This is a genomic window from Wolbachia endosymbiont (group A) of Pipizella viduata (genome assembly GCF_964028555.1).
Classification (GTDB): Bacteria; Pseudomonadota; Alphaproteobacteria; order Rickettsiales; family Anaplasmataceae; genus Wolbachia.
In genome coordinates, this window is record NZ_OZ034787.1 from 686,543 (window position 1) to 708,685 (window position 22,143).

The following is a 22,143-nucleotide window of genomic DNA, read 5'->3' on the forward strand; positions in this document are numbered from 1 at the left end:
TCATGGGCAATAAATCCGCATTTAATAGCTTGGATCCTACGTTGTTATATAAAGGTGATTTATTAAAACGTATATTTTTTACGCTAATAGCTTTAATTTGCTATCGCTTGGGTACTTATGTGCCTATTCCTGGAATTAATCTTGATGTAATTAATGATATATTTCCCAAAGAGGGCTCAGGTGTTTTTGGAGTATTTAATTTATTTTCTGGTGGTGCATTGGCTAGAATGACAATTCTAGCATTGAACGTTATGCCATATATAATGGCTTCTATCATTATTCAGTTGCTTTCTTCTGCGATTAAAGGAATGAAGGAAGTTAAGAATGATGGAGAGTCAGGCCGTAGAAAGATGAATTCTTATATACGCTACCTGACCATAGTAATTTGTGTATTTCAATCAATTCCAATTTTGGTTGGATTGGAAGGGATGAATAGGGAAGGGGTATTGGTTGTAATCGAACCTGGTGTTATGTTTCGTACAATAGGTGTTTTCAGCCTTTTAGGTGGAACTATGCTTTTAATATGGCTTGGTGAACGAATCAGTGCTAGCGGTATAGGCAATGGTATCTCATTAATCATTTTCACGGGCATAATATCAGAGTTACACAGCGCTTTGTCATCTCTGTTAACGTTAAATAAAAACGGTAGCGTATCGTTATTTATTATCCTTTTTGTTTTGGTATTGTTTTTTTTGCTGCTAGTCTTAGTCATTTTTGTAGAGTCTTCTTATAGAAAAGTTATTGTTCAACATCCTAAAAAGCAATTTAAAAGATTACATAATGACGATTTTACTTATATTCCATTGAAGATTAATTTATCTGGTGTAGTACCAACCATTTTTGCTAATGCAATTTTATTGACACCTATTTCAATTGCAAATTTCTATAAGGGGCACGCTTTTTCTGATTTTATTTTAAATTACTTTATGGCAAATAAAGTAGTATATATTGTAGCCTATTTGGTGCTGATAGTATTTTTTAATTTTTTCTATACCAATTTTATATTTAATCCAGAGGAAAACGCAGATTTTCTTAAAAAAAATGGTGGTTTTATACCTGGTAGAAGGCCTGGGAAACATACTTCTGATTACCTTCAAGATATAGTTTTTAAGTTGACATTCATTGGCTCTGCGTATTTGGTAGTCATATGTACTGTACCTGAAGTTATGAGATATTATTATGATATACCATTTATTTTTGGTGGGACGAGTCTACTGATTATAGTGAACGTTATTACTGATACTATTATGCAAATACAATCTTATATTTTTTCGAATAGGTACGATAGCTGGATAAAGAAATATGAGTCTAAAACGAGGAAAGTAAGATGATCATTACGATTTTTGGTCCTCCAGGTTCTGGTAAAGGTACTCAGTCAAGCCTGTTAATAGCAAAATATAGTTTAAAATTAATTTCAGTGGGGGATTTATTAAGGAATATTATATCTGATGGCAGTGAGTTAGGTAAAAAAATAAAGGGTACCGTGGAATCTGGTAATTTAATTCAAGATGAAATTATATGTGGATTATTGCATGAACAGCTTGCATTAATGGATGATAATTGCTTATTAGATGGTTTTCCGAGAAATTTAAACCAGGCTCATTTTTTGACTCAAGTTTTGCAAGAAAAATATAATAGGGATGTTGATATTGTAATTGAACTGCAGCTTGACGATAATATTGCAATCGATAGATTAAAAAATCGTCTCGCGTGTTTGGACTGTAAAAGCATATATAGTGTATCTTCTTTTAAGAGTACTACTTGTGCTAAATGTAAAAGTACGAGGTTAGAGAAAAGAATTGATGATGCTGATATGTCTGCAATTAATAAGAGAATAAGTGAATATCACCTTCAAATGAAAGGTTTACGCGAGTATTATAAAGGCAAATTATTAACAATTGACGCTAATTTGAGTGTTGATGAGGTAACGCAAGAGATTGAAAGTAAAATTTCTTGTAATTTGGTTTGACTCTGAGTTGTTTTATGGTATAAATTAAGAGTTGTTATTAATAAAGTATCGAGGTACCAGTGGCACGTATTGCAGGCATAAATATTCCAGTGAGGAAATGTGTTCCTTTTGCATTAACTTATATATATGGTATAGGTATTGCTACTGCGAATGTAATTTGTCACGCTTGTGAAGTTGATAAGCGCAAACGTGTTTCAGAATTACGAGATGAAGATATAGAAAAGATCAGCAGTTTCATTAGACAAAATTATGTTATAGAAGGTGAGCTCAGAAAAGAAGTGGCTATGAACATAAAATCTTTAGTGGAAATGGGATGCTATAGAGGAGTGAGACATAGAAAAGGTTTACCTGTGAGAGGGCAAAGGACTCATACTAATGCTAAGACTCGTAAAGGTAGATCTCGGTTGCCTATTGCTGGGAAAAAATAAAATTTATTATTATTGTGAGTTTTAATGAAAAAAGTCAAAACGGTTGGTAAGAGTACAAAGGAGTTTATTACTGGTGTTGTTCATATTCGTGCAACTTTTAATAATACTTTTGTAAATGTAACTGATGTTCATGGTAATACGCTATGTCAAACTTCTGTGGGTGCATTTGGTTTTTCAGGTTCGAGAAAATCCACACCTTATGCTGCAGGTAAGGCTGCGGAGGCTGCTGCGAAGAATGCAATGGAGAGATTTGGTATGAAGGTTGTCTCTGTAATAATTCGTGGTCCTGGCTTTGGTACCGAAGCTGCGGTTAAAGCACTTCAGAGCTGTGGGTTGACTGTGACTTCAATTGCAGATAAAACCGCAATTCCTCATAATGGGTGCAGGTTAAGAAAAAAAAGAAGAGTATAGGATATTTGAAAAGGTTGTTTTATGTATAATAATAATAATGTTTCTCTCTGTAGCAATTTAGATAAATTGATTAAACCTAGTTCAGTTAAGGTAATATCAGATGATTCAAGTGAAAAAGGTGATATAGTCCTAGAACCGTTGGAAAGTGGTTTTGCTTTAACATTAGGTAATGCATTAAGACGTGTAATGTTATCTTCTCTTAAAGGTAGTGCTGTTTATGGAATAAAAATTGAAGGTGTAACTCATGAGTTTACTTCAATTCAAGGGGTAAGAGAAGACGTAACTGATATAGTATTAAATATGGGCATGTTGAGGTGTAAATTAAATGATACTTCTAATAAATGCTTAAATTTAAACGCTAAAGGGCCTTGCCAGGTATTAGCTGGGATGATAGAAACTGATGATCAATGCTCTATTGTTAATAAAGATTTGTTAATATGTACGCTGGGGCAAAATGTAGAGCTTAACATGACCATATATGTGGCTAGCGGAAAAGGTTATCTTCCTGTAATTAAGTATAAAGAAAATGAACTTTTGAAGCTTATGAGTGAACAGGATTTAATTGGTTTTATTCCAGTTAATGCTTTGTATAGCCCTGTCAACAGGGTTTCGTACAGGGTAGAGAATAGTCGTGTTGGCCAAGTGACTGATAAGGATAAGCTGATATTGTCAATTGAAACTGATGGTACAATCTCTCCAAGTCAAGCTGTTGACTCTGCTGCAAGAATATTACAGGAGCAACTTCAGCCCTTTATTAGTTCTGATGTAAGTTATAAAAAATCGCAGGTTTCTTCGTCTAGTGGTGCTAAAGATTTGGGTTATGACCCTGTCTTATTGCGTAAGGTAGATGAAATGGAATTATCTGTCAGGTCTCATAACTGTCTGAAAAACGAAAACATCACTTATATAGGTGATCTTGTGCAAAAGACAGAAGGTGAAATGTTAAGAACTGCTAATTTTGGCAGGAAGTCTTTGAATGAGATTAAGGCAGTTTTGGCTAATTTTGGCTTGTCTTTGGATATGAATGTGCTAAACTGGCCGCCTAAGGATATAGATGAGTTGGCTAAACAACATACTGATGAAGATTAGGTGATATATGAAACATGGAATAAAAAAACGTAAACTATCTTGTTGCACTGAACATAGATTATCGACGTTAAAGAATCTATCTATCTCATTAATTAACCATGAGCAGATTGTAACTACTTTACCAAAAGCTAAGGAACTTCGTCCATATGTCGAAAAGTTTATTACAATTGCTAAGAATAAGAATACTTTACATGGTAGAAGACTTTTGCTTTCACGCCTTCATAATAGTAAGTTAGCAGCTGATAAGTTATTAAACGTCTTAGCCAGCCGTTATCAAGATCGTAAAGGTGGGTATTCTAGAATAATAAAATTTAGCACTCGAAAGGGTGATTGCGCTTCAATGGCAGTGATAGAACTGGTTAATAGGGCTATTGCAGCAAGAGGTAAGGTTTATAGTAAAAATAGAGAAGGAGGCAAAGTAGTTACACAAAGTTAATTGTTATCATAATTGTTCTTCTTATGGTAAGTAGGTTACTTTGGCGAATTGTTAGTTTTGGCATATTTAAAGATGAAATGGTATAATGTTATAAAACGCCGTTACCGTTGTAAGTTCGGTGAAATTGACTTAATTGTATCTAAAAAAAAGGAGCTGATTTTTATAGAAGTTAAAACAAGTTTACTTGGAAAAGAAATACCGATATCTCATCTTCAATGTCAGTCTATTATAAATTCTTCTAAGTATTTCTTAAGTACAAACCTTAGTTTTTTAGATTATTCAGTCAGATATGATTTATGTTTTCTTTCCTTAAAGAGAGGACCTGTTTATATAAAAAATGCTTGGATTGAAGAATGGAAGGTTTGTAGCTGAATTAATTTAGATTTACTGGATTTAATATGAAAAAGACCCAATACAATAATTTAGTTTCATCTTACGCTAGCGTGCTGTTTCATGTCTCAGGAAGCAGGTTAGGTATTATAAGGAAAGAAGTAGAATTTTTATTGGCTTTTTTTAAGGATCAACGTGATGTTTTTGTGTACCTATCTCATCCTATGATTTCTTTTGCACACAAAAAAGAAGTGATGCTTTCTATAAATGAGCACTTGAGTGAAAATTTAGTAAAATTTATTATGGTTATATTTGCAAACAAACGCTCTAGTTTATTGATCCTTATATTAGAAAAATTCTTAAGTCTTGCAAAAGAAAATGAAAATGAATTCGAAATTACTATAAAGTCAGCAGAAGCTTTAAAGGAATCTGATATAAAAATAATTACTGAATCTTTGAGCTTTCTTGGTAAAATAATAAAAGTAAGCAATGTGGTTGACCCTTCTATACTAGGTGGCTTCGTAGTTAGGTATGGTTTTAATTTGATCGATGCTTCGCTAAAAAGTTACTTAGATAGGTTAGTTGACTTAAGTAAAATGGAAATATTAAAAGTAAGGAATTTTATATGAAGAACAGTATGAATGTTTCTGAGATAGCAAGTGTAATAAGGGAAAAAGTTGAGACGTTTGATAATCCTATAAAGCGGGAAAATATAGGTGAAGTAATTTCAGTAACAGATGGTATCGCATTGGTTTATGGGCTGGAAAAAGCAAAATTCGGTGAAAAGGTATTTTTTGCAAGCGGTGTAGAAGGAATAGTTCTTGATTTAGATCATGATACGGCTGGAATAGTTGTGCTTGGTAATGACCGTGATGTGAAAGAAGGGGACGTTGTAAAATGTAGTGGTGATGTTGTGCAGGTGCCTATAGGGCATGAATTGTTAGGGAGAGTTGTAAATGCGTTGGGCCATCCTATAGACGACGGTGGGGAAATTAGAGCCAAAAACAGAATGGATATAGAATCTAAAGCGCCAGGCATTATTGATCGTAAGTCTGTGCATGAGCCACTCCAAACAGGAATTAAAATTATAGATTTGCTAATTCCAATAGGTAGAGGGCAGCGTGAATTAATTATTGGCGATAGACAAATTGGTAAAACTACTATTGCGCTTGATACTATTATCAATCAGAAGAAGATTAACGATGAGGTAAACGAAAATCAAAAAATTTACTGTGTTTATGTTGCTATTGGACAAAAAATTTCAACAGTAGCAAAAGTGGTAAATAAGCTGAAAGAAAGCGGAGCATTAGAGTATACAACTGTAGTTGTGGCTAGTGCATCTGACTGCGCGCCTATGCAATTTTTAGCACCTTATGCTGGTTGCACTATAGGGGAATTTTTCCGTGACAATGGAATGCATTGTTTGATTATATATGATGATTTATCTAAGCATGCTGTGGCATATAGGCAGATGTCTTTATTGCTCAGACGTCCTCCTGGTCGTGAAGCTTACCCTGGAGATATATTCTATGTACATTCTCGCTTGCTTGAAAGAGCTGCTAAAATGTCTGATAAAAAAGGGCAGGGGTCTTTAACTGCTTTGCCGATTGTCGAAACTCAAGCTGGTGATGTATCTGCATATGTGCCAACAAATGTTATTTCAATTACCGATGGGCAGATCTTTCTTGAGTCTGAATTATTTTATAAAGGATTTCGACCTGCAGTAAATATAGGTTTGTCAGTTTCACGGGTTGGTTCTGCTGCACAACTAAAGTCTATGAAGAAAGTTGCTAGTTCTATAAAGCTAAGCTTAGCTCAGTATAGAGAATTAGAAGATTTTGCAAAATTTGGTTCTGATCTTGATGCTAGTGTTCAATTATCCTTGAATAAGGGTAAATATCTTGTCGAGTTATTAAAGCAAAAACAACATTTACCTATGTCAATAGAAGAGCAAGTAGTGCTGATGTATATTTTTTCTAACCTATATAATCAGTTAAGTAAAATACAAATAAGTTACATTAATAAATTTGAACATGATCTTATTAATTATTTTCATACTGTACACACTGGGGTTTTAAAAAAGTTGTCAAATGACATGAGTGATGATATAAAAGGTGATATTTTTAACATTGTGAGTAATTTCGTTACTCAATTTAATTGCGTTTAGGTGGTGATCATGGCTTCATCCATTATTAATAAATTTCCTATGACGAGGGAAGGTTTTGAGAATATGCAAGCCGAACTTGAAAAATTAAAGGAAGAAAAACCTTCTGTGATACAGGCTATTTCTGATGCTCGTGATCAAGGTGATTTGTCTGAAAATGCAGAGTATCATGCAGCACGGGAAAGGTTAGGTTTTATTGAAGGCCGTATAATGGAGATAGAAAGTAAGCTCTCACATGCGGAAGTAATAGAAGTAAAAAATTTGTCTGGTGATTCAGTAATGTTTGGTGCAACTGTGACATTAAGCATGTTAAGTGATAATAACGGTGAAGTGGAATATGTTTATAAGGTTGTAGGCGAATATGAAGCTGATGTTTCAAAGCAGTTAATATCTACTAGTTCACCACTCGGGAGTGCCTTAATCGGCAAAAAAGTCGGTGAGTATGTGGAAGTGACAGTGCCAAATGGAGAGAAATTGTATAAAATAGTTAAGATTGAATTTAAGTAAATTATTATGGTACAGGCCACTTATGCTTCAATGAGTCTACCCGGTATTTCTTCTGTGGAAGATGTATTAGAGGATGCTCGTTCCGGTAAATTATTCATTTTAGTTGATGATGAAAGTAGAGAGAATGAAGGTGATTTGGTTGTCTTAGCTGAAAAAGTAAAACCAGAACATATGGCTTTTATGGTTAGGTACGGTACAGGGGTTGTGTGCTTAGCAATGACTAAATTTCACATGAAGAGGTTGGGCCTTAATTTCATGGAAAAGAAAAATATTGGTGAAAATCATACCGCATTTACTACATCAATTGATGCACGTTATGGCATTACAACCGGTGTTTCAGCAGAGGATAGAACGAAAACTATACATGCTGCTATCAACAAGGATGGCACTCAGGATGACATCATAACTCCAGGTCATGTTTTTCCTGTAATTGCACATAAAGGTGGGGTGGCACAACGTGCTGGTCATACTGAAGCGAGTGTTGAAATGGCGAAGTTAGTAGGGTTTGATCATTCAGCAGTTATTTGTGAATTAGTGAATGATGATGGCTCTATGATGCGCTTACCTCAGTTACTTAAATTTGCTGAACAACATAAAATTAAGTTAACTACCATCGACAAACTTATCAGTTACGTTAAAAAATTAAACTAGCGTTTATAAATTTGTATAATTTAAGTGTTAAAATATAGAATTCCTATAAATTATACAAGCACAGAATTTCCATGTTTAGAATTGCTAAGTTTTTGACCTTACTGTTCTTTTTTGCATATTATAATAATGCTTACTCTATTAACATTATTAGAGATAGTGAAGTGGAAGCAATAGTGAAAGAGCTAGCGCAACCTTTATTTTTCGCTGCAAACATTGATAGTGACCGAATGAAAGTTTTTATAATTAATGATAATTCGATTAATGCTTTTGTAATTAACAACAACAGTATCTTCATTCATTTAGGACTTTTACAATACTCGGCTAAACCTTATGTCCTGCTTGGTATATTAGCACATGAGATTGCTCACATATCTGCTGGTCATATATTGCAAATGAGTAGTGCTATGGGTTATTTTCAATCGATAGCAATGATTAGTTATATGGTAGGATTAGTTTCTAGTATTATCATTAACCCTCAGGTTGCTGGTGCAATTTTGCTTAGTGGTGTAGCACTCAGTTCAGGGCTATTTTTTAACTATTCTCAAGAGCAAGAAAGTGTAGCAGATAGCTATGCTTTAAGGTACCTTGATGAATCTGGCTATGATAATTCAGGTATGAAAGAGATTTTTGATTATTTTAAAAGTATTGAGCATGAGAACACCGAGGAATATTTCCGCACTCACCCACTTAGTGAGAAACGCATATTTGCTGTACAAAATTATAAGGTCAAAAACAACGTAAAACCAATTTTTGCGGATAAGTTACTAAAGTTTGAGCGTGTGGTTGCAAAGCTAGACTCTTTCTTTGCTCCTATTCATGTGTTATCTAATAAATATGAAAATAATTCTGAGTATGTAAATGCTATAGTTTGCTATAGGCAAGGAAAGATAGAAGAGGCTATTGCTAAAGTTAATTCATTGATTCAAGAGTCACGCAATGACCCATACCTATATGAATTAAAAGCAGAAATGTTATACAAGGCCGGAAATTTAAGTGAAGCAATAAAAATGTATGAGGAATCGCTTAGGTATTTATCTGAGAAAAACAGTTATTTAGTGAAACTTGCATTATCTCATACTTTATTATTACACGGTGATGCAAAAAAGGCGATTTTTTACCTGGAGCAGATTTTGAATGTAGAACCAAATAACGCTTTTGTCTGGAAATATTTAAGCATTGCATATAAATGTGAAGCTGATACGGCAATGCATTATTTTGCCTTGACAAAAAAGGCTTGTATTGAAGGTGATTTAAAGCAATTTACAAAATATGCTGAGCTAGCTGTTAAAACTCTACCAAAAGATAGTCCTTATTTGTTGCAAGTTGAAGATATGAAGCGATTTAATGGATAACAAAAAAGCATTTCTGCACTTTTATGGGTTATTTCCCACACTTTTCCAACATAGCTTTTGCTTCATTACTTACGTTGGGCATAATTTTCGTTATGATAGTTTTAGCGCCAAAAAATACACCACAGAACATGCCTAGAGCAAAGAGGGCTGGCCACGGCATCCTGCCAAATATTGCAAGCAAAGCTGCACCAATTATTACTACCGTCATAAGTGGACCGCCTATTTCCCAAACGTAACCAATAATATTGCATATTACTTTAGTTGTGTCATCCATATCAGGATCAGTGGTAGCTGCATAACTTGAGAAAGAGAAAAGTAATACTACACAAAAAACACTAAAAAATCTTTTTATTATAGAGCTCATTTTCTTGCCTTTAAATAACAAATTAACGCAAACCTACATATATTTTTATTCTAAAGTAAAAATTATAATTTGTCTATATATAAGTGTTGCTACATAAATAACCCACCATTAATGTTAAGCACATGCCCTGTTATATATTTTGCTTCATCACTTGCTAAAAATAATACCCCTGCTGCTATTTCTTCCCCTGTTCCCATTCTTTTCATTGGAATATTATCTAATATTTTTCCCTTTTGTCCTTCATTTAAAACTTCAGTCATTTTAGTATCTATAAACCCAGGAGCAATACAATTTACTGTTATATTACGACTTGCAACTTCTTTTGCTATAGATTTGCTCATAGCTATTATTCCAGCTTTAGACGCTGCATAATTTGCTTGCCCGGCGTTTCCTGTCAGCCCTATTATTGAGGAAATATTTATAATTCTTCCCCAATTATTCTTAATTAGTCTCTTACATGCTTCTCTACTCAGCTTAAATGTAGAGCTCAAGTTAATATCAATTACTTTTTGCCATGCTTCATCTGTCATTCTCAATAATAAACTGTCTCGCGTAATGCCCGCATTGCATATAAGCCCGTCAAAGCCTTCCATCAACTCACTTGCTCTATTTACTAGTTGATTTACTTCCTCAGCATTTGATAAGTCACAAGGGAGTATGTGCATATTTTTTTCATATTGTTTAGCAACTTCTTCGAGCACTTCTTTTTTTGTGCCAGAAATACATAAAGTTGCTCCGGCTTTGTGCATAATTTTTACAATTGCTTGCCCTATTCCGCCTGATGCGCCAGTGATCAGGAACTTTCTACTTTCCAATCTAAACATAATAACTTTATATTATCTTAATTCCTAACAGAATATCGACTGGTTGGCAATAGATTTCTTACATAATATAAGTAACTCAGATATTCACAAAATAAAGGAAAAGTTATAATAAAGTTAAACGTCAAAAAATTTTAAAAACATAGTTGATGCAGGAATTGTTACTAAATAGTTTATTCTGGTGCTCTGCAGTCTAAATGGAATGCCTAAATTATAGATTCTTTGTTTTTGTGTGTTATCTTGAGTTAACACAAATTCACAGTAGTATTATGATAAGTAAGTTAAAAAAGCTTAGCGCTGGATTTTCTTTGACAGGCCTGATTGGCCATAGTGATAATATAAATATGCAAGGAGCAAAAAATAAAAAGAAGAAGTACCCAAAATTTTTGGATAAGACGTTTGCATTGATTGATGCAGTGATAAATTTTATTTTAAAACGCGAAAGTAATAACGTAAATGAAGTTCTGAGAGTAACATGGGGACCACTATTTTTTGGTCTGGTAGTAATACTCATCTTTTTTGGGATAGGTGGTATTTGGTCGGCTATAGCTCCAATTGACGGTGCGGTGCATGCAAGTGGAGAAGTTATTGTGTCTTCAAATAGGAAAATAGTTCAACACTTGGGCGGAGGAATAATAAGCAAAATTTTAGTCAAAGAGAGCCAAGCAGTTAAAAAAGATGAGCCTCTAGTTTTGTTGAGTGATGTTAACGAGAAGGCGAATTTAAGTATTATCAAAGAGAAGCTCTTATCATTTTTAGCAACAGAAGCAAGGCTTATTGCAATCAGAGGAGATTTAGACACGCTCGAGTTTCCTGATGAGGTTAAAAAATTATCTCACGATGAACTTGTAAATAAAGCGATAAAGAATCAAGTAAAGTTGTTCAACTCTCAGAGAAAGAGCATATTGGGAAAAACAGACATACTGCAACAACGTATAAAGCAGTTAAATGATGAATTAGCTGGGCTAAACTTTCAACTAAATGCAGCTCATAAGCAATATGACTTGATAACTGAGGAGTTGGAAACAAAAAGACAATTACTTGATAGTGGCCATATAAGCAAACCACACATTTTAGCTTTAGAAAAACAGTTTGCTGAAATTGAAGGCAGAGTTGGACATTACCGTTCTGCAATATCTCAAGTGCAGCAAAAAATTGGAGAGAATGAATTAGAAATTATAAACGTGAGAAATGATTCTCAAGAAAGAGCAAACGCTGAACTTAAGGAAGTTAGTACGTCTATTGCAGACTTGAAAGAGAGGCTGATGGTTGCTGAAGATTCATTAGCACGTACAATAATTAAATCCCCTCAAGATGGGATAGTCACAGATATAAGATACCATACTGAAGGTGGTGTTATACAATCTGGAGTTCCAATCATGAGCGTAGTGCCATCGGATGATGACCTAATAATAGATGCTAAAATTCAGACCAGAAACATAGAAGAGGTACTGTCAGCACAAAAGAAAGATAGCAACATAGTCTCTATTGATGGGCTAGAAGGGCTAAAGGTTAAAGTCCGGCTGAGTGCTTACAGTGCACGTCGTTTAAGTTTAATTAGTGGTATAGTAAGCCATATTTCTCCTGATGCTCTTGATGATCCAAGACTAGGGCGTTATTATTCAGTGCGCGTAGTGATACCAAAGTCAGAGCTTGCTCAATTTAAAAATGTATACCTATACCCTGGTATGCCAGCAGAAGTGTACATAGTTACTCAATCCCGTACTCTTTTATCATTCTTGTTTACACCTATAATTGCAACAGTCGATAGGTCTTTTACAGAAAGGTAGCTCTATTTGGCTTCTCTAAAGATTTCGTTTACAGAATCTAGTAACTCAGCTATGCAGAATGAAAAAAGTTTGTATGGTATACAAATATAGTGTGTTTTTTATAATTATTTTCTATAATGCGTAAATCTTTGGTCCAAGCTGTAAATGCTACCATAGGCATTAAAAGTTAATTAACAAACTGCAATGTATAATAAAATAAAGGAACTTGTAAGATTTTGATCTTGCAAATTATAAACTTGTCATAAAGTTTAATAGTGTCTGTTACTGCTTTTAGGTGTGAGGCTAGAGGGTTATTAGCAGTAACAGACACTATTAAACTTATTATAGAATTTACTTAAAGTAAATACTTAATTTAAAATATTATAATATTTTTCCTTACAATAGATTTATGTAAATGCTTTTTTCCTCAAATTAGTATTGTACTATTATACTTATTGAATGCTAAAAAACTATTAACCATCACTAATCTCTATTTGCATAGTAAGTTTATATATACTATTATACAGTATATCATTTAGTTTTATAGCAAACAAACAAAAGATATGGTGAAGTTATTTGCACTATTGATAATATTTTACTCAAATATATCTGTTGCCTCTGCTCCTACTTCCTGGCAATTTGGATTTCCTGCTCCTGCAACTGAAGTAATGGAGGCTGTAGTTAGGTCACATTCGTTTGTAATGGTTGTGATGGTTGCAATAATGCTTTTTGTGTGGGCGCTGCTTGCTTATGTAGTATTTCGCTTTCGTAAAAGCAAAGTGGCAAACGTAAGCCAAACTAACCACAATGTCCTTTTAGAAATTGTTTGGTTTGTTATACCAACGATTATTGTTGGTATATTAGCCTTTGAAAACGCTAAATTACTGAAGCTACAGGAAGAAATACCGAAAGCTGATATAACACTGAAAGTTATTGGCCATCAATGGTATTGGAGTTACCAATATCCAGAATATCAAGGTGTGTCATTTGATAGTTATATTAAGGGAAAAGAAGACTTTATCGAAGGAGATTTAAAGCTATTCTCTGTTGATAACAACATCGTTTTACCCATTAATACTAACGTTCGTTTACAAGTTACAGCAGGAGATGTGATACACAGCTGGGGAGTACCGGCTTTCGGTGTAAAAATTGATGCGATACCAGGTAGGCTGAATGAGGCGTGGTTTAATATCAAAAAGTCTGGTGTTTATTACGGGCAGTGCTATGAATTGTGTGGTCAAGGCCATGGATTTATGCCAATTGTTGTTGAAGCAGTAAGCAAAGAAGATTTTAATAAGTGGATTGAAAATAGAAAATTAGTGAGTTAAATTTGGAGTATAGATATGAGTGACGTACCAAAGGGCATAAAGCGTTGGTTGTTTTCCACTAATCATAAAGACATAGGGACACTGTACATTATTTTTTCCATATTAGCTGGAATTATTGGTGGATTATTATCGGTGATTATTCGCACTCAGCTAATGCACATTAATATACTTAACAATAATTATCAATTATATAACGTAATGGTTACAGGGCATGCGTTGATAATGGTGTTTTTTATGATAATGCCAGCCCTCATGGGAGGATTTGGTAACTGGTTTGTACCTCTCATGATTGGCGCACCAGATATGGCATTTCCTCGTATGAATAATTTAAGTTTTTGGTTATTAGTGTCATCTTTTATTTTGCTCATTCTCTCAGTGTTTATTGGTGAAGGTCCAGGTACAGGTTGGACTTTATATCCACCTTTATCACAGGTAATGTCCCATCCAAGTGCAGGAGTTGACATTGCTATACTTGCACTTCATGTTGCTGGTATGTCGTCAATTGTTGGGGCGATCAACTTTATAGTTACTATATTTAACATGCGCACAAAAGGAATGTCATTAACTAAGATGCCACTGTTTGTTTGGTCTGTCTTGCTAACAGCATTTATGTTGATTGTTGCCTTACCAGTGCTTGCCGGTGCTATAACTATGCTTCTTACTGATCGCAATGTTGGTACTTCCTTTTTTGATCCTGCCGGTGGCGGAGATCCTGTGTTATTTCAACATCTATTTTGGTTTTTTGGTCATCCAGAAGTTTACGTAATTATTTTTCCTGTATTTGGCATCATAAGTCAGGTTGTATCAACTTTTTCTCACAGACTTGTATTTGGTTACATAGGGATGGTTTATGCTATGATAGGTATAGCAGTATTTGGCTTTATGGTGTGGGCTCATCATATGTTCACTGTTGGGCTTAGTACTGACGCTGCTGCATTTTTTAGCACTACCACAATTTTTATCGGTGTTATAACTGGTGTAAAAGTCTTTAGCTGGATTGCAACTATGTGGGGTGGAGCAATTGAGTTTAAGACCCCTATGCTATTTGCACTAGGTTTTATTTTTATGTTTGTTGGCGGTGGCATAACGGGAATAATTCTTTCTCATGGTGGAATAGATAAGCTTCTGCATGATACCTACTATGTTGTTGCTCACTTCCATTATATCATGTCACTTGCTGCATTATTTGGAGCTTTTGCTGGCTTTTATTATTGGATTGGTAAAATGTCGGGTAAACAATATAATGAGCGCTTAGGTCAAATCCACTTTTGGCTTACTTTTATTAGTACCAATATCACTTTTTTACCTCAACATTTCTTAGGATTAGCTGGCATGCCAAGGCGTATACCTGATTATCCTGATGCGTTTATCCCTTGGAATTATATATCCTCAATTGGCTCATATATGTCCTTTGTTTCAGTTATGTTTTTTGTGTTTATAGTTATACATCTCTTTAAATGGGGCAAAAAAGCTGGAGATAATCCTTGGGAAGGTGACACCTTGGAATGGACAGTATCTTCACCACCGCCTTTTCATACTTTCGAAAAGCCACCAGTGGTAAAATAGAATGTACACAAGTGTTTTGCTAAATGTTGAATCAACAATACTGGATTTTTGGCGTTTGCTGAAGCCAAGGATAATGTATCTTGTGGTATTTACTGCAGTTGCTGGTATGGTTACTGCACCAGGTAGTATGCACCCTTTTCTAGCACTAATATCTCTTATATGTGTTGCTCTTGGCTCAGGATCTGCAGGTGCTATAAATATGTGGTATGACAGAGACATAGATCTGCTCATGGAAAGGACAAAAAACCGCCCTATACCCTCAGGAAGAATTCTTGCAGAAAGTGCGCTTGAATTTGGTATAACTCTTGGAATATTGTCAGTATTTATCATGGCAATAGCAGTAAACTATATTTCTGCTGCTTTGCTTGCAGTTAGCATATTATTTTACGTTTTCGTATATACAATTTGGCTAAAAAGGCGTACTCCACAGAATATCGTTATCGGTGGTGCAGCAGGTGCTTTTCCTCCAATGATTGGCTGGGCAGCTGTGACTAATTCTGTCAGTTGGGAAAGTTTCATTTTATTTTTAGTAATTTTTATGTGGACTCCACCACACTTTTGGGCCCTATCTTTAAATAAGTCTGAAGACTATGCAAGAGCATCGATTCCTATGTTCAATATTGTTTATGGTCCGGAAAAAACAAGAAAATATATATTAATTTATAGTGTGTTGCTGGTATTAACCAGCTTGCTTCCAGCTCTATTTTTGAAAAAGGCTTTACTTTATCTAAGCATGGCAATTTTTGCAGGTTGCATCTTTATTTGGTACGCTATATCAATTCTCAGATTCAGGAACCACAACTCACAGAAACAAATGTTTTCTTATTCAATTCCTTATCTATTTTCCCTATTCGCCAGTATTATTTTTTGTTCTATTGATTTATTTTAGTTATGAAAGAACGGCAGAAGCATAAAAACTATTTTTTACTTTTCCTTTTGGTAATGCTCGTTGGCACACTTTTTTTTGTTTCTATAATAAAATTTAAAGGTGCAGCTTAAACTACCTTTAGAAATTGTGCTTTCATAAAAGCAACTATATACTTTGTTAACCGATATAAACACAGATGAGTAAGAAAGAAGTGACAATATACACGGATGGGGCGTGTTCTGGTAATCCTGGAGCGGGAGGATGGGCAGCTATCATATTATTTCAAGATTATAGAAAAGACATTTATGGTAGAGAAGAAAATACCACAAACAATAAAATGGAGTTAACAGCGGTGATCAATGGGCTAAAAGTATTGAAATTTTCTTGTAATATTAATTTATATACGGATAGTCTTTATATTAAGCATGGCATAACAGAGTGGATAAATAAGTGGAAAATGAATGGCTGGAAAACAAGTAATAAAAAATCAGTAAAAAATATGGAATTGTGGAAAGAGCTAGACAACGTTGCTTCACAACACGAAATTGATTGGAAGTGGGTTAAAGCACACAGTGGCAATAAATATAATGAGGAGGCTGATATTTTAGCAAGAAAAGCAATAATCGATGCTTAAAAAAATTACTATATTATTTTCCGTAGCTTTATTGTTCATATTGTGCTTCTTTATTTTTTTTAAGCCTTTAGAAATCAATATTAATTATATTAATTTTTATGTTAGACATAAAATATCAAAAATATTTGTTGGCTCAAGCGTTAATATGGAGAATACCTCAGTTGTTTGGCAGAAAGATGGCAAAGATCCGTATTTAGTCATTACAGATTTGGCAATAGCAAACCCTAATTTTACTATAAAAGTTCCTGAGCTTTTTGTACATTTTAAGTTAAGTTCCTTATTTAAAGCTAGCACAAATCTCTCTCAGGTTTCAGCTGATAATGTGCATGTATGTATCAAGAGAGAAGAAACTAATGTTAATCCGCAAAACTCATTAGACCTTTTGGATAATAATTATTTAAATAGTAACCGCCTTCCTTCGGTATCATTCCAGCGCGTGACGCTGGAATCTAGAAAAAAAGAAACAAGTAGTCAAGCTACTTGGATGACAAGGACGAGTGCTGGAATGACAAGGAAGAATTTTAAGATGACAGAAAGCAGTGCAAAAAATCTATTAAAAACAATAAGGGAATTTTTTTTTGACTTAAATGCGGATTCAAAAATTGAATTTACTAACATCGCTATTGATAAAAGCACAGAAGATGAATTTTTTATTGATAAATTATATATAGGGAAGGGGGAAGATTTTAATGTTTTAGATATTCATGTGAATACAAAAGATGGAAAGGGATTTTTGGATGATTTATCAATTACAATAAAAAATCGCAACAATTTGCTAAATGTATACGGGACATTTTATAATCTAAAATTGGGACTATTGAGCGGGTTTTCTACATTAGTTAAAAGCTACAATTTGGACAAAAATATAGGATTCAAAGGAAGCTTCTCAGTGAAAATTGATAAAAAGGATGAAATTGTAGATGGAAATATATACGTATTGAATACAGAAAATTATTTGAACAAAAATTTGGCCTTAACTAATGTAAATATAAATTTAACATATAGTGACGGAATTATTAGTGTAAAAAACTTCCATTTTAAGTTAAATGACACGTATCTCTCTTTAATAGGCAAGATGAACTTTAGTACAAGTCATGCTTTGCTTAGAATTAATATTAGCAAGTTTGCTGCAAAGGATTTATGTACTTATGTACCAGATGGTGTAGTGAATAGTAAATTTAGAAGCTGGTATTGTGATAATATTAATGGGGATGTTTTAAATACCATTGTAAGTTTCAATGGCAAAATTAACAATTTGGTTGATGACGATCTGTCAGACATTGTAATTGTTGCTGATATAGAAAATGGTAGCGTAAAATTTGATGAAGATTTTGAGCAAGTAAAGGAATTAAAGGGTGATTTGATCATCAAGAATAACGATCTCAAAATTACTGCAAATAGCGCTAAGTTTCAGAATTTCACTATTAATGGTGGTGATATTGAAATGAAATCTCTCAATAAGGAAAATTCAGTTCTAACCATTAATGGCCAAGCTGTAAGTGATGCGTATGGTTTATATGAGCCTATAAGATTTAAGCTGGATGATGTGGTGAAGGTTGAAAGGGATAAAGTAAGTGGAATGGCAAAATCTGTATTTAATTTTCGCATTTTTAATCTAAATGCTGATGACAAAAAAGTAGACTTCTCAGCAAATTTTCATTCTGAAATTGACAATTTGGCCGTCTATAATGCAAGTCTTGGTAAATATGACATTAAGCTTAGTTTTGGCAGTGACTTTATAGATTTAAATGGTAGTGGTATGGTGAATAACACACAGCTATTATTTGACCTGAAAAGTAGCAATAGGAATGAAAGTTTTGCCTGGAATTTGACCGGAGATTTACCCGCTCAAATACTTGATTTTGATGAAAATATAGGTGGCTATGTCAATACAAATATAGAATTGGTAATAAATCAAGATAAGACGGGACATGTTAATGGTAATATGGATTTATCAGAGCTTGAATCACGTTCAAGTTATTTTGGGTGGAAAAATCGTTTTGAAGATCACAATAAAGTTTTGTTCTCTGTAAAATTAAAAGGTGCCGATGAATTGTTAATAGACAAATTAGATGTTATAGGAAATGACCTAGATATAAAATTCAGCGGAAGAGTAGGAAATGGAAATTTATATTTAAATTCTAGTAGTTTTAAATTGCCTGATAATGATTTTAGTATAGAAATTGAATCAGGTAAGGAAAAAAATGCCATAACTATTTATGGTGAGAAAATCAATTTGAGTGATATTTTAGGCTTGCTTGGCAAAAACAGTAATGGATTAAACAAAGATATAGAAATTAGTATGAATGTTGACAATGTAATTATGAAAGAAGGCGTCGTTATCAAAAATGCTAAGCTGAATGTAACCTGTACTAAAGGTAATTGCAATGGAAGTCAATTTACAGGACAGTTTCTAGAAGATAGCAGCAACATACTAGCGGAATACAGTGGAATAGGGCTCGAAATATATGCGGATAATGCAGGTATACTTTCGCGTTCCTTAGGCATTAGTAAATCAGTCAAAAATGGTAAACTTTCTCTTTATCTATCTCCTCAAAGAGAAAATGAAGAACATTATGGCATGTTATCTATTAGTAATTTTTATATCAAAGATGCTCCACTACTCACTACTTTATTATCGATGTCTTCGCTTCCTGGTATTGTAAATGCTATAAAGGATGAAGGTGTATACTTTTATAAATGTAATGTACCTTTCTCATACAAAGATGGCTCTGTCGAAATTGAAGAATCTTGGCTTGAAGGGGCGGAATTAGGCATTAGCACTAGCGGTAAGCTCGACATTAGAAATTATAAATTCCAAGTTGAAGGACAGGTAATACCAGCATATTCAATTAATAAATCTTTGTTAAAAATTCCTATAATTGGGAAACTTCTTACTGGCGGGAAAAGTAGGGGAATCGTTTCAATAGACTATAAAGCAAGTGGTGATGACAAAAACAATAACGTATCTGTTGATCTTATCTCTTCGCTAACTCCAAACCTATTAAAGAGGTTATTGGGAGTGTTTGATCGCATTATGACAAAAACTAACGAAGCTGTCATCGGTGGCTTAAAAGGTGGTGTAAAAAAGAAATTTGGTTCGACATGACCAAAAGGGAAGTTGTTTAACAAAATTATGGACAAAAATGCAAGAATTTCAGAATGATCTACCTGGTTTTTTATCTAGTTGTTTAAGTAATACCACTCCCTTTAGCCTCTCTATATTTGCTGAGGCTATAAACAATTAGAAAGGGTAGGGAAGTGGCTATAAAATAGTTTCACTACATGAACTCATCAGGTGAGCGATAATCGTCTAATAAGTGGTGATTGTTTGTAAAATTTCCTGCAATATTGTCGTCAACATTAAGTTCAAGCAAAGAAAGATTGTTATCAGATTGTTCTTCCTCTTTAGACCCAAATAACCATGAAAAGAATGATGAGATAGAATCAATAACGGATTTAATTGCTGGAAAAATATTGGATAAGAAATTACTGGGTTGCTGAGTGTCTTGCTGGTTACTTTTTTCCTCTTCTACATCTACATTACTTTGCTCTACTTCATTTGATTTTTCCACCTCTTGTTCAGGTTTACTTCTGCTTATATCCTCTTTGGGTTCTTTTCCTGATTCTGGTTCAGGCTCTTTTCCTGGTTTTGGATCTGTGTCATCCACATCTTCTTCAGACTTACTTCTGCTTATAAGTGTCTTATCTAACCATTCGGACATATTCTTGTCTGGATTATGAAAATACATTCGACTTATCTCCTTATTTTCATCAATAGAAATTACTACAGTTGCATTCTGACTTAATGGCCCCTCATTTAATCCATCACATTCACTAATGAGCGATTCATGAGAGTTCTTAATGTCTTTGATAAATTGAAGTTTTTCTTTTTCTGAAAAGTACTCGCATTTTACGTTATAAGTGGTGCCTTTGTATTTAAAACTAAACATCGATCCATGGTCTTTATATTCATCTACTAGTTCATGAATATTCTTGACATTTTGTATAGCTTTAAATTTTTCTTCTTCTGAAAGGTTCTTGTGATATTTATAAAGTGTACCTTTATATTTAAATTGAAACATCCATCCATGGTCTTCATATTCATCTAGTCCAGAATTCTTGACACGTTGTATAATTTGAAATTTTTCTTCTTCTGAAAGATCCTTGCGGTATATACTACAAGTTGTATCTTTATATTTAAATTTAAACATCGATCCACGATCTTCATATTCATCTAGTCCAGAATTCTTGACACGTTGTATAATTTGAAATTTTTCTTCTTCTGAAAGATCCTTGCGGTATATACTACAAGTTGTGCCTTTGTATTTAAAACTAAACATCCATCCATGGTCTTTATATTCATCTACACCCATCTGCTTGCAAATAGCTTTATAATTTTTTTCTTCTACCTCAAGTCCAATTGCATTTGCCATCAGCTGACCATTTACAAAGTCCAATTCTCTTACTTTTGCTTCGGAAAGCTTAAATTGAAACACATGACCGAATTCATGAGCTAAAACGTTTTCCGTATAAACATCTTTATAGAGTAATACGCTTTCTCCATTTGTCATCCCACCAGAAGTATTGAGCGAAGATTGACTCCGTGAAAACCCAGGAACCAAAGTGCCATAGCTCCTATAATCATCTCCATTATTAAAAATATAGGTATGCACAGTAACTTGAATATTATTAGCAATACAAAACTTTGCTTTATATGCTTCATAAGCATTTTTAATATCGAGCTTCATTTGCTCCTGCTCTTGTTGCGATACATTGTCATAATGTATTACACAATTCAACTTTCCGTGTTCAAAATTAAATTGATTAGGCAGCACATCTTGTAATCTTACGTATTTTGTATTCTCACCAAAGTTTTTTGATTGTGCAGTTTTATATAGATTATTATAGTATGTAATAGAGTTTCCGTTAGGCAACTTAGGTATCTGTGTGATCGTTCTTCCATGGTTATCGTAGAAAGAAATGTCAGAATTACCAATCCTAAAATCCGTTATAGATTGCCCGCAAGTACCATCGTTTGCACAATCGTGATTATCTTTCTTATAAAACCATGCGTTAGTGTATTTTCCCATTTTGATACCTCACTACCAAACCTTACTATATTATTATCTTGGTAAAAATCATAATAATTCGTTAACTTGTATTTTAAATCTGTATATCAAATGTACTTTTCTCATAAAGTGCCAATTGTGAGGCTAATGAACTTTGTTTGTTTAAAATTTTGCTGAAATAGCTCTTTTTATACTATGTTTTATATAGCTAAACTGACTTAGATTTACCGACAATTTGAAAAACGACAAAGTCGTCATTCCGCTATTAGTTAGCGGAATCTATGCCGAGATACCGCGAATGAATCGCGGTATGACGGTTCGCGGCGGGATGACGATAAGCTCGTCATCCCGCTACTTGTTAGCGGCTGAGAGATACCGCGGCGG

The 22,143-nt window shown here is 33.9% G+C and carries 21 protein-coding genes; 18 read left to right on the forward strand and 3 right to left on the reverse strand.

The features are described 5' to 3' along the window. The first annotated feature begins 2 nt into the window (after window positions 1-2). From secY to ABWU50_RS03270, 12 genes are all read left to right on the forward strand, one after another. Window positions 3-1,331, forward strand: a complete 1,329-nt coding sequence (gene secY / locus ABWU50_RS03215; RefSeq protein ID WP_253309081.1) for a preprotein translocase subunit SecY — start codon at window positions 3-5, stop codon at window positions 1,329-1,331. Further along, the gene (locus tag ABWU50_RS03220; protein ID WP_353276283.1) at window positions 1,328-1,969 is read left to right on the forward strand and encodes an adenylate kinase family protein; all 642 of its coding nucleotides are present in this window, start codon (window positions 1,328-1,330) and stop codon (window positions 1,967-1,969) included. Before secY ends, ABWU50_RS03220 begins: the two co-directional genes overlap by 4 nt. Before the next feature lie 59 nt (window positions 1,970-2,028). Further along, window positions 2,029-2,397: a 30S ribosomal protein S13 gene (gene rpsM / locus ABWU50_RS03225; RefSeq protein WP_007550179.1), complete on the forward strand. Its 369-nt coding sequence runs from the start codon at window positions 2,029-2,031 to the stop codon at window positions 2,395-2,397. Window positions 2,398-2,421: 24 nt separating this feature from the next. Next, window positions 2,422-2,808 (forward strand): 30S ribosomal protein S11, encoded by a 387-nt coding sequence (rpsK, locus tag ABWU50_RS03230; RefSeq protein WP_353276285.1) that lies wholly within the window; start codon window positions 2,422-2,424, stop codon window positions 2,806-2,808. 21 nt (window positions 2,809-2,829) lie between these two features. Then, entirely contained in the window at window positions 2,830-3,897 is a 1,068-nt protein-coding gene (locus ABWU50_RS03235) for a DNA-directed RNA polymerase subunit alpha (RefSeq protein ID WP_353276287.1), read from the forward strand. Between the two features lie 7 nt (window positions 3,898-3,904). Then, window positions 3,905-4,333 (forward strand): 50S ribosomal protein L17, encoded by a 429-nt coding sequence (gene rplQ / locus ABWU50_RS03240; protein ID WP_353276289.1) that lies wholly within the window; start codon window positions 3,905-3,907, stop codon window positions 4,331-4,333. Between the two features lie 48 nt (window positions 4,334-4,381). Then, the gene (locus ABWU50_RS03245; protein WP_353276291.1) at window positions 4,382-4,705 is read left to right on the forward strand and encodes a YraN family protein; all 324 of its coding nucleotides are present in this window, start codon (window positions 4,382-4,384) and stop codon (window positions 4,703-4,705) included. 26 nt (window positions 4,706-4,731) lie between these two features. Beyond that, window positions 4,732-5,292, forward strand: a complete 561-nt coding sequence (gene atpH, locus ABWU50_RS03250; RefSeq protein ID WP_353276293.1) for an ATP synthase F1 subunit delta — start codon at window positions 4,732-4,734, stop codon at window positions 5,290-5,292. Further along, a complete protein-coding gene (gene atpA / locus ABWU50_RS03255; RefSeq protein ID WP_353276295.1) occupies window positions 5,289-6,830 on the forward strand; it encodes a F0F1 ATP synthase subunit alpha in 1,542 nt (513 codons plus the stop codon). Before atpH ends, atpA begins: the two co-directional genes overlap by 4 nt. Before the next feature lie 9 nt (window positions 6,831-6,839). After that, on the forward strand, window positions 6,840-7,334 hold the full coding sequence (greA, locus tag ABWU50_RS03260; protein WP_007549342.1) for a transcription elongation factor GreA: 495 nt from the start codon (window positions 6,840-6,842) through the stop codon (window positions 7,332-7,334). Between the two features lie 6 nt (window positions 7,335-7,340). After that, a complete protein-coding gene (gene ribB, locus ABWU50_RS03265; protein WP_182182755.1) occupies window positions 7,341-7,985 on the forward strand; it encodes a 3,4-dihydroxy-2-butanone-4-phosphate synthase in 645 nt (214 codons plus the stop codon). A gap of 71 nt (window positions 7,986-8,056) precedes the next feature. Then, window positions 8,057-9,337 (forward strand): M48 family metalloprotease, encoded by a 1,281-nt coding sequence (locus tag ABWU50_RS03270; protein WP_353275197.1) that lies wholly within the window; start codon window positions 8,057-8,059, stop codon window positions 9,335-9,337. 28 nt (window positions 9,338-9,365) lie between these two features. Here ABWU50_RS03270 and ABWU50_RS03275 read toward each other — a convergent pair whose 3' ends face one another. Both ABWU50_RS03275 and fabG read right to left on the reverse strand, forming a co-directional pair. Next, entirely contained in the window at window positions 9,366-9,701 is a 336-nt protein-coding gene (locus ABWU50_RS03275) for a TrbC/VirB2 family protein (protein WP_353275199.1), read from the reverse strand. A gap of 89 nt (window positions 9,702-9,790) precedes the next feature. After that, complete coding sequence (fabG, locus tag ABWU50_RS03280) at window positions 9,791-10,525, reverse strand: 3-oxoacyl-[acyl-carrier-protein] reductase (protein ID WP_253309071.1); 735 nt, start codon at window positions 10,523-10,525, stop codon at window positions 9,791-9,793. A 266-nt stretch (window positions 10,526-10,791) separates the two neighbouring features. On the opposite strand from fabG, the gene ABWU50_RS03285 reads away from it, so the two are divergent. The 6 genes from ABWU50_RS03285 (at window position 10,792) to ABWU50_RS03310 (ending at window position 19,796) form a co-directional block, all read left to right on the forward strand. Next, on the forward strand, window positions 10,792-12,312 hold the full coding sequence (locus ABWU50_RS03285) for an HlyD family type I secretion periplasmic adaptor subunit (RefSeq protein ID WP_353275201.1): 1,521 nt from the start codon (window positions 10,792-10,794) through the stop codon (window positions 12,310-12,312). A 542-nt stretch (window positions 12,313-12,854) separates the two neighbouring features. Beyond that, complete coding sequence (gene coxB, locus ABWU50_RS03290; protein WP_182182743.1) at window positions 12,855-13,619, forward strand: cytochrome c oxidase subunit II; 765 nt, start codon at window positions 12,855-12,857, stop codon at window positions 13,617-13,619. A 15-nt stretch (window positions 13,620-13,634) separates the two neighbouring features. After that, window positions 13,635-15,185, forward strand: coding sequence for a cytochrome c oxidase subunit I (gene ctaD, locus ABWU50_RS03295; RefSeq protein ID WP_353275202.1), 1,551 nt, complete (start codon window positions 13,635-13,637; stop codon window positions 15,183-15,185). Window position 15,186: 1 nt separating this feature from the next. Next, window positions 15,187-16,074: a heme o synthase gene (locus ABWU50_RS03300; RefSeq protein WP_353275204.1), complete on the forward strand. Its 888-nt coding sequence runs from the start codon at window positions 15,187-15,189 to the stop codon at window positions 16,072-16,074. A gap of 175 nt (window positions 16,075-16,249) precedes the next feature. After that, window positions 16,250-16,687, forward strand: a complete 438-nt coding sequence (gene rnhA, locus ABWU50_RS03305; protein WP_253309066.1) for a ribonuclease HI — start codon at window positions 16,250-16,252, stop codon at window positions 16,685-16,687. Then, complete coding sequence (locus tag ABWU50_RS03310) at window positions 16,680-19,796, forward strand: AsmA-like C-terminal domain-containing protein (RefSeq protein ID WP_353275206.1); 3,117 nt, start codon at window positions 16,680-16,682, stop codon at window positions 19,794-19,796. Before rnhA ends, ABWU50_RS03310 begins: the two co-directional genes overlap by 8 nt. A 172-nt stretch (window positions 19,797-19,968) precedes the next feature. Here the strand turns inward: ABWU50_RS03310 and ABWU50_RS03315 are convergent, their stop codons facing one another. Further along, window positions 19,969-21,780, reverse strand: coding sequence for a hypothetical protein (locus ABWU50_RS03315; RefSeq protein WP_353275208.1), 1,812 nt, complete (start codon window positions 21,778-21,780; stop codon window positions 19,969-19,971). Between the last annotated feature and the right edge of the window lie 363 nt (window positions 21,781-22,143).

Coding starts and splice junctions, on each gene's coding strand:
- rnhA (WP_253309066.1), top strand. CDS start 16,250: ATGAGTAAGAAAGAAGTGACAATATACACGGATGGGGCGTGTTCTGGT.
- ctaD (WP_353275202.1), top strand. CDS start 13,635: ATGAGTGACGTACCAAAGGGCATAAAGCGTTGGTTGTTTTCCACTAAT.
- secY (WP_253309081.1), top strand. CDS start 3: ATGGGCAATAAATCCGCATTTAATAGCTTGGATCCTACGTTGTTATAT.
- fabG (WP_253309071.1), bottom strand. CDS start 10,525: ATGTTTAGATTGGAAAGTAGAAAGTTCCTGATCACTGGCGCATCAGGC.
- greA (WP_007549342.1), top strand. CDS start 6,840: ATGGCTTCATCCATTATTAATAAATTTCCTATGACGAGGGAAGGTTTT.
- ribB (WP_182182755.1), top strand. CDS start 7,341: ATGGTACAGGCCACTTATGCTTCAATGAGTCTACCCGGTATTTCTTCT.
- atpA (WP_353276295.1), top strand. CDS start 5,289: ATGAAGAACAGTATGAATGTTTCTGAGATAGCAAGTGTAATAAGGGAA.
- ABWU50_RS03275 (WP_353275199.1), bottom strand. CDS start 9,701: ATGAGCTCTATAATAAAAAGATTTTTTAGTGTTTTTTGTGTAGTATTA.
- ABWU50_RS03270 (WP_353275197.1), top strand. CDS start 8,057: ATGTTTAGAATTGCTAAGTTTTTGACCTTACTGTTCTTTTTTGCATAT.
- ABWU50_RS03300 (WP_353275204.1), top strand. CDS start 15,187: ATGTACACAAGTGTTTTGCTAAATGTTGAATCAACAATACTGGATTTT.
- rplQ (WP_353276289.1), top strand. CDS start 3,905: ATGAAACATGGAATAAAAAAACGTAAACTATCTTGTTGCACTGAACAT.
- coxB (WP_182182743.1), top strand. CDS start 12,855: ATGGTGAAGTTATTTGCACTATTGATAATATTTTACTCAAATATATCT.
- ABWU50_RS03315 (WP_353275208.1), bottom strand. CDS start 21,780: ATGGGAAAATACACTAACGCATGGTTTTATAAGAAAGATAATCACGAT.
- ABWU50_RS03220 (WP_353276283.1), top strand. CDS start 1,328: ATGATCATTACGATTTTTGGTCCTCCAGGTTCTGGTAAAGGTACTCAG.
- ABWU50_RS03310 (WP_353275206.1), top strand. CDS start 16,680: ATGCTTAAAAAAATTACTATATTATTTTCCGTAGCTTTATTGTTCATA.
- rpsK (WP_353276285.1), top strand. CDS start 2,422: ATGAAAAAAGTCAAAACGGTTGGTAAGAGTACAAAGGAGTTTATTACT.
- ABWU50_RS03235 (WP_353276287.1), top strand. CDS start 2,830: ATGTATAATAATAATAATGTTTCTCTCTGTAGCAATTTAGATAAATTG.
- atpH (WP_353276293.1), top strand. CDS start 4,732: ATGAAAAAGACCCAATACAATAATTTAGTTTCATCTTACGCTAGCGTG.
- ABWU50_RS03285 (WP_353275201.1), top strand. CDS start 10,792: ATGATAAGTAAGTTAAAAAAGCTTAGCGCTGGATTTTCTTTGACAGGC.